Annotated in this window: 13 protein-coding genes and 1 pseudogene; 3 read left to right on the forward strand and 11 right to left on the reverse strand. The window is 65.9% G+C overall.

What is annotated here, in order from left to right; genetic code table 11:
* Positions 1 to 2: 2 nt before the first annotated feature.
* A complete protein-coding gene (locus ABEG18_RS08220; protein ID WP_406857587.1) occupies positions 3 to 1,346 on the reverse strand; it encodes an aspartate aminotransferase family protein in 1,344 nt (447 codons plus the stop codon).
* Between the two features lie 431 nt (positions 1,347 to 1,777).
* Here ABEG18_RS08220 and ABEG18_RS08225 point away from each other — a divergent pair, with 431 nt between their 5' ends.
* Positions 1,778 to 2,251, forward strand: a complete 474-nt coding sequence (locus tag ABEG18_RS08225; RefSeq protein WP_406857588.1) for a DUF2147 domain-containing protein — start codon at positions 1,778 to 1,780, stop codon at positions 2,249 to 2,251.
* A 77-nt stretch (positions 2,252 to 2,328) separates the two neighbouring features.
* On the opposite strand, the gene ABEG18_RS08230 is transcribed toward ABEG18_RS08225, so the two are convergent.
* From ABEG18_RS08230 to ABEG18_RS08240, 3 genes are all read right to left on the reverse strand, one after another.
* Positions 2,329 to 2,604 carry a hypothetical protein gene (locus ABEG18_RS08230; RefSeq protein WP_406857589.1) on the reverse strand — a complete coding sequence of 92 codons (276 nt, stop codon included), beginning with the start codon at positions 2,602 to 2,604 and terminating at the stop codon, positions 2,329 to 2,331.
* Positions 2,605 to 2,658: 54 nt separating this feature from the next.
* On the reverse strand, positions 2,659 to 3,135 hold the full coding sequence (locus ABEG18_RS08235) for a DUF1236 domain-containing protein (protein WP_406857590.1): 477 nt from the start codon (positions 3,133 to 3,135) through the stop codon (positions 2,659 to 2,661).
* Between the two features lie 194 nt (positions 3,136 to 3,329).
* Complete coding sequence (locus ABEG18_RS08240) at positions 3,330 to 3,473, reverse strand: DUF1236 domain-containing protein (protein ID WP_406857591.1); 144 nt, start codon at positions 3,471 to 3,473, stop codon at positions 3,330 to 3,332.
* 436 nt (positions 3,474 to 3,909) lie between these two features.
* Here ABEG18_RS08240 and ABEG18_RS08245 point away from each other — a divergent pair, with 436 nt between their 5' ends.
* On the forward strand, positions 3,910 to 4,473 hold the full coding sequence (locus ABEG18_RS08245; RefSeq protein ID WP_406857592.1) for a DUF4337 domain-containing protein: 564 nt from the start codon (positions 3,910 to 3,912) through the stop codon (positions 4,471 to 4,473).
* Between the two features lie 45 nt (positions 4,474 to 4,518).
* The gene (locus tag ABEG18_RS08250) at positions 4,519 to 4,920 is read left to right on the forward strand and encodes a hypothetical protein (RefSeq protein WP_406857593.1); all 402 of its coding nucleotides are present in this window, start codon (positions 4,519 to 4,521) and stop codon (positions 4,918 to 4,920) included.
* 108 nt (positions 4,921 to 5,028) lie between these two features.
* Here ABEG18_RS08250 and ABEG18_RS08255 read toward each other — a convergent pair.
* From ABEG18_RS08255 to ABEG18_RS08285, 7 genes and pseudogenes are all read right to left on the reverse strand, one after another.
* Positions 5,029 to 5,349, reverse strand: a pseudogene (locus ABEG18_RS08255) (MBL fold metallo-hydrolase); the annotation flags it as partial.
* A gap of 288 nt (positions 5,350 to 5,637) precedes the next feature.
* Positions 5,638 to 5,835 carry a hypothetical protein gene (locus ABEG18_RS08260; RefSeq protein WP_406857594.1) on the reverse strand — a complete coding sequence of 66 codons (198 nt, stop codon included), beginning with the start codon at positions 5,833 to 5,835 and terminating at the stop codon, positions 5,638 to 5,640.
* A gap of 45 nt (positions 5,836 to 5,880) precedes the next feature.
* Positions 5,881 to 6,894: a cation diffusion facilitator family transporter gene (locus ABEG18_RS08265; protein WP_406857595.1), complete on the reverse strand. Its 1,014-nt coding sequence runs from the start codon at positions 6,892 to 6,894 to the stop codon at positions 5,881 to 5,883.
* 8 nt (positions 6,895 to 6,902) lie between these two features.
* Positions 6,903 to 7,169: a metal-sensing transcriptional repressor gene (locus ABEG18_RS08270; protein WP_406857596.1), complete on the reverse strand. Its 267-nt coding sequence runs from the start codon at positions 7,167 to 7,169 to the stop codon at positions 6,903 to 6,905.
* A 61-nt stretch (positions 7,170 to 7,230) separates the two neighbouring features.
* A complete protein-coding gene (locus tag ABEG18_RS08275; RefSeq protein ID WP_406857597.1) occupies positions 7,231 to 8,205 on the reverse strand; it encodes a YncE family protein in 975 nt (324 codons plus the stop codon).
* A complete protein-coding gene (locus ABEG18_RS08280; protein WP_406857598.1) occupies positions 8,184 to 9,164 on the reverse strand; it encodes a DUF1259 domain-containing protein in 981 nt (326 codons plus the stop codon). The genes ABEG18_RS08275 and ABEG18_RS08280 overlap by 22 nt, the downstream gene beginning before the upstream one ends.
* Positions 9,165 to 9,316: 152 nt before the next feature.
* Positions 9,317 to 9,808: a hypothetical protein gene (locus ABEG18_RS08285; RefSeq protein WP_406857599.1), complete on the reverse strand. Its 492-nt coding sequence runs from the start codon at positions 9,806 to 9,808 to the stop codon at positions 9,317 to 9,319.
* Positions 9,809 to 9,984: the final 176 nt, after the last annotated feature.

A 9,984-nucleotide genomic window follows, 5' to 3' on the forward strand; every position in this document is an offset into this window, starting at 1 on the left:
GCTCAAAATCCCCGCGACAGGTCCTGCGCCGCGTCACGGGCGGCGTCCAGAGTGAGGTCGACGTCTTCCGCCGAGTGGGCGGCCGACACGAACAGGTTCTCGTACGCGCCCGGATGGAAGAGGACGCCTCGGCTGAGCATGCCGCGCCACCACCGCTCGAAGAGCGCCGGGTCGGCGTACCGCTCGGCGTCTCGATAGTTTCGGATGTGTTTGTCGGAGAACCACACCTGCATCAGCGGGCCAAGGCCCACCACATGAGCCGGTAGCCCGGCGTCCTGCAGCACGGCCTGCAGCCCGAGCCGGAGCCGGTCCGAAACCGCGTCCAGATTCTCGTAGAAACCTGGTTTCGCCAGCGCGTCCAGGGTCGCGTTCGCCGCTGCGACCGCGATGCCGTTGGCCGTGTAGGTGCCGGCCATCGACACCTTGCCCTGGTCCACCAGGGCCATGATGTCGCGCCGTCCGCCCATGGCGGCGACCGGAAAGCCGCCCCCGAGGCCTTTTGCGAAAACGGAGAGATCGGGCCTGATACCGAGCCGTCCCTGCGCGCCGGCCAGGCCGAGCCTGAAGCCTGTGATGACCTCGTCGAAGATCAGCAGGATGCCGGCCTCTGCCGTGATCGTCCGCATCGCCTCCAAATATCCCGGCTCCGGCAGGATGCAGCCCGTGTTGCACATCACCGGCTCGGTCAGGACGGCGGCGATTTCGTCCCCATGGGTCCGCACCGCGTCGCGCAGCGCGTCGACGTCGTTCCACGGCAGGATAAGAAGGTTGGCCTCCACGCCCTTGGGCAGGCCCGGCCCCTGCGGGACGGGGTGTGGCCGACGGTCCGGCCCCGCTGTCTCGATATCCGGGTGCTTGCTCCAATACACCGCGTCCGAAAAGCCGTGATACATGCCCTCAAAGCGGATGATCTTGCCGCGGCCGGTGAACGCCCGGGCCAGGCGCGTGGAGTACAGCACCGCCTCCGTGCCGGTGTTGCAGAGCCGGACCTGGTCCATGGAGGGGACAGCCGCCACGATCTTTTCCGCCAGAACCGCTTCGTCCGCCGTCGGCAGCGCGAACACCGTGCCGCGATTCTGGATGAAATCGACGACCGCCTGCGTGACCTCGGGCGGCCTGTGGCCCAGGATCATCGGACCGAGGCCGAGCAGGTAGTCGATATAGACGTTGCCGTCGGCATCCTCGATGCGGGATCCTGTTCCGCGCTCCACAAACAGGGGATAGGGGGTCCAACCCGACCAGGTGGCGCGGGCGGTGCTGTTGACCCCGCCCGGGATGACCCGGCGGGCGGCGTCGAACAAGACGCCGCTCCGCACGGTGCGGGAGTGGGTAGGCATGTAGTTCATGGGGAGCTCGCGCTGGGTAGGGAGGAGGTCGCCAGAACGGAGCCTGGGCTCGCGCCTGTTGGCGAGACAGGTTCGCAATGTCCATGCCAGCATCATCGTCCGTCCGGAGCGGCCGCAATCCACGCATTCTGGCGAATGTCGAGTATTCAGGCCTGTTCTCGAGCTTCAAAAAATGGAGGTTCCAACAAAACTCGTCGTATTACGCTAGTTAGCTCGGAAAGACACGGCCAGCCTTCAATTTTCGACTTGATAGGCGTGGCGCGACAGTTCATAGAGGCCGGTAATCCCTCCAAGTCGAAACGCCAGTGGCGGATAGACCGCCGTTGACTCGGCCGGGTCCGGGCAGGGCCCAATCTCCGTGAAGGCGTCACGAACGCCCTCCGGCTGTTCGCGAGAGGCCGAGTACCAACCCAGCAGCATTGGCCCCCGCCATGGTCCAGACTCCCCTTTCACTCCTTCGCGCCGCAGCCGTCGCCGGCCTGGCGATGTTCCCGTTGGCTTCCGCAATCGCTGCGGCGCAGAAGTCCCAGGATCCCATCGTCGGTGAGTGGGAGCAGGTCGACGAGGATGCCCAAGTGGGTGCTTGGGTAGCGCTCAGGGAGCGCGGCGGCGTCGTGGACGGCGTGATCGTGAAGGTTTTCGCCGAGCCGGGCGAACCCGAAAATCCCCTCTGCGTCCGCTGCCAGGGCGCGCTCAAGAACACGCCGGTGAGCGGCCTGACGGTGATCCGGAACCTGAAGCGCACGCCCGAGGGCTACCGGGGCGGACAGATCCTGGATCCTGACACGGGAGAGACATACAAGCTGGAGGCGACGCTCCGCCCGGACGGCCAGGCGCTAGAGGTCCGCGGCTTCAAGGGCTTGTCCCTGTTCGGGCGGACCCAGGTTTGGCGACGCCGGTCCTGACCAAACGGGATTTCGATCGCGAACTCTGCTCGCCTGGCTCGGCGATCAACCCAGCAAGACCGATGCTGTTGCCCTCGTCAGCCACAACGCCTAATCCGGCGGGTGATAACCTCGCCCCACTCATTCCGCTCGCGCACGACGATGATGCGACAGGGCTCGCCGTAGCCCGGACCAAAGCGCCGTTGCACGACCACGTCCTCATCATCGCCGCGCCACTCTCGACGCCAACCCCGATTCTGTCCGTTGTCGTGACCGCGCCAACCGCCGCCATAGTCGCCGCCGTCCCAAGGCTGAGCGGCGGCTGCGGTGGTGCCCAGCGCGAGGCCGAGGGAAATCATTGCAATCCGTTTCATGGCAAATCCTTTCAAAACGAAAAGGGCGGTGGCATCAGGCCGCCGCCTTTAGCGCTAGTTGACGACCTCGATCACGCGACGGGTCTTGTTATCGACTATCACCGTGCGGTTGTTGACGACGGCGTAGTGCCAACCGGTGCGCTGCTTAGTTGTCGTCACGACGGTATCAGGCACTTCGTAAGTCTGGACGGTCTGGGGAAGTGTAGCTCCAACAACGACTTCCTGATCGTACGCGACGGAGGGACGCTTCTGCTCCACCACATATTGCTGAACACGCGGTCGATCAGCCGTGTCCAAGACGCCCCCGACGATAGCGCCGCCCACGGCTGCTCCGATTGGACCGCTGACAATGGCTCCACCAACCGCTCCTGTGGCGGCCCCAGCCGCGACTCCGCTGTTCTGAGCGAAGCTCGTTCCGGACGTAAAGGCGGTCGCCGTAACGACGGCGACAAATGTTGAGGCTCCAGGGCACAGACGGTGCTTTGCTACAACGGCCGGGTCGTTCGATGGTTGCTCGGCGACGCGGGCCACCGTGACGGAACAATCAATGACGGCGAGGAAATCTAACGCCTGACACTGATCTATCCCCCCGACAAACGGGAGGGCCTTGGGAAGCGCCGGACAGCGAGACTAGCTCGGCGGGCCGGACTGTTCGGGTTGGCCCCTTAAGCTCTCGGTGAGACTCGCTGGACCGATGCTGTTCGCCCGCTCGAGGATCGACTGAGTTAAGGGTTGAGGACATGAACGATCTTTCGGCTGGAGAGCTCGGCAAGCACGATCCTGTTGTTGACCATCCCGTAGTGCAAGTTTCTTTGACCCCCGAACGAGGCAGGGATCTGATCCAGCCGCACGGTCTCTGGAAGCACCATTCCGGCCGTGATCGGGGCCTGGATAGCGGCCGAGATCCTGGTTTATTTATCCACCTTTACTCCAAGCCTGCCCACATCGGCGGGGTCGAGATAGCGAGGTGGCAAACGCGGCAGAGATGTTCTGCCCGCTCGTCGAGCCGACGGTTTGGGACGGAGCAGGACCGAGGGTTGCTGCAAATAACGCCAATGCGAAGCCATATTGGCCGGTGATGCCGAACGGTGATCTTATCTGAACCCTACGCCTCCGCTGAGATGAACCCCAACCCCGCTCCAGAGTTCCTGATCTTTTTCGTTATGTAGATGAACGCATGTTCAGCTATCGCGGCTTCATGCCCGCTTGCCCCTTTTCACGCGCTGAAGCTGGCCATACTGAAGCGGCACGTGGTCCGCCCCACTGAGTGTTCCCCCCGCGCGACCGCGTTTCAAAGGAGGTCCAATGTCTGAACATGCTGGCGTGGAAAGCGGTCACGGCAACAAGCGCGTGGCGCTCCTGATCGCGGTGTTGGCCCTGTTCCTCGCCCTCGCCGAGACCGCAGGCAAGAACGCGCAGACAGAGGCGCTGGCAGCCAATGTCGAAGCCTCCAACCTGTGGGCGTTCTTCCAGGCCAAGACGATCCGTCAAACCGGCGTGCGCCTCGCCAGTGAATTAGCCGCCCTCCAGAAACCCGCCCCTGAGAGCGAGCAGGCCGTTAAGGCGAACGCGCAATTGGACGATTGGAAGAAGACCATCGAACGCTGGGAGTCGGAGCCGTCCACGCAGGAGGGCCGTCGCGAACTCTCCGCCCGCGCCAAGGCGGCCGAACACAAGCGGGATACGGCCCAAGCCCGGTACCATCATTACGAGATCGCCTCGGCCGCCTTTCAGATCGCCATCGTGATCGCCTCCGCTACGGTGATCACCGGCATCGGCGCCCTCCTTTGGCTTTCCGGCGCGCTCGGGGCTGCCGGACTGGCGTTCGCGGCCATCGGGCTGTTCGCGCCACACGCGGTCCATTTTTGACGTTCGTAGATCAGATGGGACTGGTGGATGGGTCCGGCTTGCCGGATGGAGACGAACCGGATCGGCTTCGCCGACCTTCGTCGGCTGCGGCGCGACGTGTTTCCGCAGCGGGTCACGTCCACGGATGAGGCCGAACTGCTGCTCGCTTTCGACGGCGCCCTGGCGCGTGCCGATCGTGATTGGACCGACTATCTGACAGACGCCGTCGGGCAGTTCACGCTCTGGGGGATGGATCCACACTGGCGCTTCACCCAGAGCAAGGCTCTGGCTGTCAGCCGCGCCGGCCGCAGCTCGGCCGAAATCCGCGACGACCATCCTGAAGGACCTCTTTCGCCAGGCTCCCGTTGTGGAGCCGGCCTGCCCGGCATGGATCCGCCCGAGGCGCCGCTCCAGGGCTTCCTCGTTTGTGCTTCTTCTCATTGCGGGCTTTCAGGCGGGCAACTCTAGAAGCCTCGCAGGTGGAGAGGATCTGCACAACACACCGTCTGCCCTTCGTGCAACGGTTTGGCCCACCCGGGATCCGGCGTGCCCGTACGAGCCGAAGGCTTTCTCAGCTTACGAGTCGTCCCAGGTCGCGCAGCTCAGCGCATTCAGCGGGATTTTCAGATAGGAGGTCCCGTTGTCCTCAGGCCCCGGAAATCGCCCGCTGCACATGTTCACCTGCAGGGCATGCAGGATCAGCTTGGGCATCGGCAAGCTGCGGTCGCGCTCCTGCCGCAGCGCCACGAACTCGGCTTCCGTCTTCGCCTTGGCCAGGTGGATGTTGGACGCTTTTCGTTCGGCCACGGTGCTCTCCCATCGCGGCGCCCGTCCGCCGGGCATGTAGTCGTGCCCGGTGAACACACGGGCGTCGTCGGGGAGCGCGAGGATGCGCTGCTGCACGTGCGCTTCTCGAAGAAGGCCTTCACCAGCGGCCGCCCTGCCAGGGCGCGAGACGCAGTCATGTGCTCCCTCCTGTTCAGGCCGCTGAGGCGCTCACGCCGCGGGCCACGATGCGGATGCTAGCCACGATCAAAGCTTGCGAAAACGAGTCCGAGGGCCTGCTTGCGCTCCGCCATGGATTATTCCGGCCAAGCTGCCCACCCCTCCACCCAGAGGGTTGCCGGGGACGAACAGCAGCGCGAGGATCCCATTCACCGCGCGACGCGGTAGTGGCGAACGCGCTCATGGCGCACGTGCGGGCGCGGGGCTCCGACGCGCGACCACGAACAAGATCGAGATCCTGGCCACCATCGCTCCGGCCAGCGCCGTGGCGCGCCAGTCTCCTGTTCCGACCCGGATGATGACCAGCGCAGCGCACACGAATGCGCCTGCGGCCGGGACGGCGAGCGGCACTTCGAACTTGCCTTCGCGCTCGCCCATCGGCGTCTTCGCGCGTGCAGAACCCGAGCGTCGCGTTGCATCGCGTCAGCGATGGGAGCCGGCCTCTCCGACCGCGACTGCCGGGCGGACCGCGATATGCGCGCCGTCCAGCGCAGGCAGGTGCGCCTCGAACTCACGCTCCAGTGCGGCTCGGATGCGCTCGGCCTCGACGAGGCTCAGCCCGGGGTCGACCAGGGCCGTCGCCTGGAGGTTCAGCCTGTGGCCGAGCCAGCGCAGCTTCAGGTCCTGCAGGCTTTGCACGCCGGGGACGTGCTCGGCGGCGTGGCGCGCGGCGGACACGAGGCCGGGCTCGACTCCGTCGATCATCCGGCGCACGACCGCGCCGGCCGACTGCCAGACGATGCCGAAGATCGCCAGAGTGATTAGCAGGCCGATGATCGGGTCGGCCAGCGGAAATCCAAGCCAGACGCCGGCGGCTCCGAGCACCACGGCGAGGCTCGTGAGCCCGTCCACGCGGGCGTGGTAGCCGTCCGCGACGAGCGCGGCGCTGTTGATACGGCGGCCGACCCGGATGCGGAAAACGGCGACGGCTTCATTGCCGAGAAAGCCCGCCAAGCCGGCCGCAGCCACCCAGCCGAGTTGCCGGATCGGCTCGGGGTGGATCAGCTTGTTCGCAGCCTCGTAGCCGGCCACCAGCGCGCTGGCGAAAATGATCAGGACGATGACGATGCCGGCCAGGTCCTCGACCTTGCCGTAACCATAGGCGAAGGTCGCCGTGGGCCGGCGGCGCACAAGGCGGAAGGCGATCCAGAGCGGGATCGCCGTGGTGGCGTCGGCGATGTTGTGGATGGTGTCCGCCAGCAGCGCCACCGAGCCCGAGGCCACGACCACCAGCACCTGCAGAAAGGCCGTGACCGCCAGGATCGCGAAGGACCATTTGATGGCCCAGATCCCTTGCGAGGTCGTGGCGATGGTGGGGTCGATCACGCCATGGGTATGGCCGTGGTCGTCATGGCCATGATGTTGTCCGTGGCCGTGACCATGGCCGTGATCGTGGTCATGGCCGAAGCCGAGCCAGCGCATCGCCTTGCCGAGCATCGGCGCCCTCACAGGTATTTGGTGATGGCGGTGACCTCGGCCAGCGCCTCCTTGGCCTTGCGGCCGCCCTGGCCGATAGCGTCCTCCAGGCAGTGGTCGATGTGGTCCTGGATGAGCTCGCGCTTGGCGTTGGCCACTGCCTTCTCGACCGCATGCAGCTGCTGGGCGAGGTCCACGCAGGGGCGGCCCGCCTCGACCATGCCGATCACGGAGGCGAGGTGGCCCTGGGCCCGCTTGAGCCGGGCGATGATGTCGGGGTGACTGGCGTGCATCATGCGCCGATACCTATCCCCCTGGAGGGGATCCGGCAAGGGAGTGGGCTGGGGGACTGCGCCGTCAGTCGGCCTGCGGCTTGAGCACGATGATCTCCGCCGGGCTGGTGCGGGCGGGAGCGGCCACGAACAGCCGGTCGAGATCAGGCGAGAAGAGCGAGGTTCGCGCGCCGGGGGCGGTCCTGATCCTCTCGGACTCCCCGCCATCCTGATCCGCTCGGACGTCCACCACGCCCTCGCCGCAGCTGATGTAGATGCGCTGCCGGCGGGGATCGAAGAAGACGTCGTCGGCGTCGCTGCAGGCTGCCGCGTGCCAGGCGATCCGGCCGTCTGCGCCGTAGCGCAGCAGGGCAGCCGACTGGCGGGCCGCGACAGCTATCCCGCCTCCGTTCGGCGCCAGGGCCATTGGAAAATTGGCCCGGAAGCGGCCGATCCTCCAACTCGCTGCCTGATTGCCGCCCGGCAGGTCCAGCACCGCGATCTCCTGGAGTTCAGGCAGGTTGACGAAGGCCCTTCCGGAGCTCGGCTCGATTTGGAAGCCCTCCGGATGGGCTTTCAGCTGCATGGTCGCGATCACCTTCCGGGAAGACGGGTCGATGACCGCGATGGCGCCGGACCCGTAGCCCACGAAGACCTGCCCGCGGCTGATCCGCACGTTGTCGGCATCGTCGCCGAGGTCGATGCGGGCGACCGCTTTCAGCGTGGCCCCGTCGAAGACGCGAACCGAGCCGTCCCTGGCGTTCGCAACCCACAGGGTCCGGGTGTCCGGGTCCCAACCGACGCCCTGGGGCTCGGCCAGGCCTTCGATTTTCTGGACGAGCCGGCCGGCTCGCAGGTCGACCACCCCCACGGTGTCGTTGCCGAGCTCGGCCACAAACAGGCGCCGGCCGTCGAGGTCGAGCGCGAGGTGGTCGATGCGCCCCTTCACGGCGCCGAGCGGGATGCGCGCCTCGACTGTTAGGGCGCCTGCCGCGGCCGGCGGCGAAGCCCCGACCAGAACCGCCGCGAGCGCGAGGCTCACTCCTGCTGCTGCCCGCATCTGGCGACCTCGTCTGTGCTGTGCTGTTTCTGGGCCGCCGTGACGTCCTTGCAGCTCGGGTCCATGCCCATCTTGGGGGTGCCACCGGCGAGGTTCACCTTGTCGAGCGCGGCGCGCAGGCCGGTCGCGACCTTGCCGGCGTCGTCGTTGGCCCAGAAGTGCATGAAGAACAGCCTCGGCTCATCGGCCAGCATATGGTTGTGGAGGGCCGTCACCTCGATGCCGTTGGTCCGCAGAGCCTTGAGCACCGGGTTCACCTCATCCGCGGTCAGCACGAAATCGCCAGTGGTCGCGACCTTGCCATCCCCGGTCGGCTGCATGTTGATGGCGATCGCCGAGCCCATGGCCTCCGGCACCTCCATGCCTTCGTCCTTGACCGGCTGCCCCCGTGCCGCCGAGAACTGCAGGACGCTCCCGTTGACCTTGCCCTTCTGACCGAGCGTCTGCTCGATCGCGGCCTGGTCGACGTCGAGGGTGGCCGCTGGGGCGGCGGCCGTGGTGAGCGTCATCGGCGTAGCGCTGAGCGCCAGCGCCTCGTGCAGCGCCGCGGCGAGCTTCACCGGGTCGCCCCGGCCGGCGACATGCATGTAGAGCGTGAACGGCTCAGCCCGCAGCAGGTGGTTGTGGAGTGCCGTAATAGCAATGCCGCTCTCCGTCAGCTTGGCCATCACCGGGTTGACCTCCTGCTGGGTGAGCACGAGGTCCCCCATTACCATGGCCTCGGAGCCCATGGGCCGGAAGGCGAGCCATCCGCCCAGCGCCAGCGCCGGCTTGATGTCGACCCCGTCCACCCGGACCTTGAGGTCGGTGCGCGGCAGGCCGACGCGGTAGACGTCGCCCTGCATGGCGCCCTCGCGCCCGAGGGCCTGTCCGACGGCCCCCCAGTCTTGCGCGGCGAGGGTGGCGGACCCGGTCAAAATGGCGGCGGATGCTACAAAGACTGCGATGGCTCGGTGCATGGCGCTTCTCTCCTGTTCGCCCCGTGTGCTTCGCCGCCTCCTGGCTCAGCGGTCGGGCAACTCCTCAGGCGCCCGCACATGGCGGAAGGTCCAGAGGAGCAGCGAAGGCTTGGAACCTTCCATGGCCCAAAAACCCCGAGCGTAAGGACCAGTCAGGCGCGGCCCAGCAGGTGGAGAGGGCTCGGGTTCGCTACCTCGCGCAAGTCCCTGAGCACTTCGTCGGATAAGGACATCGTAGCTTCCAACTCGCCCAATAGCGGCTGGAGGTATTCAGTCCCTCGCAGTTCTCCATCAGCAAACGATCTGACATCCTCGGCCAAGGCGCCCATTCGGGTATAGAAGAAGGCGATCTTCCTAGGCAGCGGCGCAGCTAACCTGTCCAGCCGCCCTGCTTCTGCTTCGAAAACCGGGTACGGACGGGGAGGGAGACAGGTCAAGGAAACCTGAAGGCGATCCGTTGCTCTCCTGAGCTGCTCGACGACATCACGGCACTCTATCTCGCGAACGATGGCCGCGATTTCGCCTACCAGCGCCGATGCCAAGGCTTTTCGATGTCGTCGAAGCTGAAACTTGGTGACCGCCAACGCACTCAGCAGAGCGATTGCTGCACCAATCACGACACCGGTTGCGAACGCGACAGCCATGCGCTCTTCCTCGCGAACGAGAGCAGAATACCACGATCAACAGGACATGGTCGACGGAACCTCACTGTCCATCTCAGAGGACATTCAGGAGAGGATCGACGCGCATTTATTCCCATCCTCGACGTAGTGATGGGTAGCGGCGTCGCGCGCTGGGGAAGGTTCAAGTCCTTCAATAC

Source organism: Alsobacter sp. KACC 23698 (genome assembly GCF_045348435.1).
Lineage (GTDB): Bacteria > Pseudomonadota > Alphaproteobacteria > Rhizobiales > Beijerinckiaceae > Alsobacter.

Bases quoted from the DNA above. Each gene is read 5' to 3' on its own strand.
- ABEG18_RS08260 (WP_406857594.1), bottom strand. From the start codon at position 5,835: ATGGGCGAGCGCGAAGGCAAGTTCGAAGTGCCGCTCGCCGTCCCGGCC.
- ABEG18_RS08230 (WP_406857589.1), bottom strand. From the start codon at position 2,604: ATGAAACGGATTGCAATGATTTCCCTCGGCCTCGCGCTGGGCACCACC.
- ABEG18_RS08285 (WP_406857599.1), bottom strand. From the start codon at position 9,808: ATGGCTGTCGCGTTCGCAACCGGTGTCGTGATTGGTGCAGCAATCGCT.
- ABEG18_RS08280 (WP_406857598.1), bottom strand. From the start codon at position 9,164: ATGCACCGAGCCATCGCAGTCTTTGTAGCATCCGCCGCCATTTTGACC.
- ABEG18_RS08250 (WP_406857593.1), top strand. From the start codon at position 4,519: ATGGAGACGAACCGGATCGGCTTCGCCGACCTTCGTCGGCTGCGGCGC.
- ABEG18_RS08245 (WP_406857592.1), top strand. From the start codon at position 3,910: ATGTCTGAACATGCTGGCGTGGAAAGCGGTCACGGCAACAAGCGCGTG.
- ABEG18_RS08275 (WP_406857597.1), bottom strand. From the start codon at position 8,205: ATGCGGGCAGCAGCAGGAGTGAGCCTCGCGCTCGCGGCGGTTCTGGTC.
- ABEG18_RS08240 (WP_406857591.1), bottom strand. From the start codon at position 3,473: ATGGTGCTTCCAGAGACCGTGCGGCTGGATCAGATCCCTGCCTCGTTC.
- ABEG18_RS08270 (WP_406857596.1), bottom strand. From the start codon at position 7,169: ATGATGCACGCCAGTCACCCCGACATCATCGCCCGGCTCAAGCGGGCC.
- ABEG18_RS08220 (WP_406857587.1), bottom strand. From the start codon at position 1,346: ATGAACTACATGCCTACCCACTCCCGCACCGTGCGGAGCGGCGTCTTG.
- ABEG18_RS08225 (WP_406857588.1), top strand. From the start codon at position 1,778: ATGGTCCAGACTCCCCTTTCACTCCTTCGCGCCGCAGCCGTCGCCGGC.
- ABEG18_RS08265 (WP_406857595.1), bottom strand. From the start codon at position 6,894: ATGCTCGGCAAGGCGATGCGCTGGCTCGGCTTCGGCCATGACCACGAT.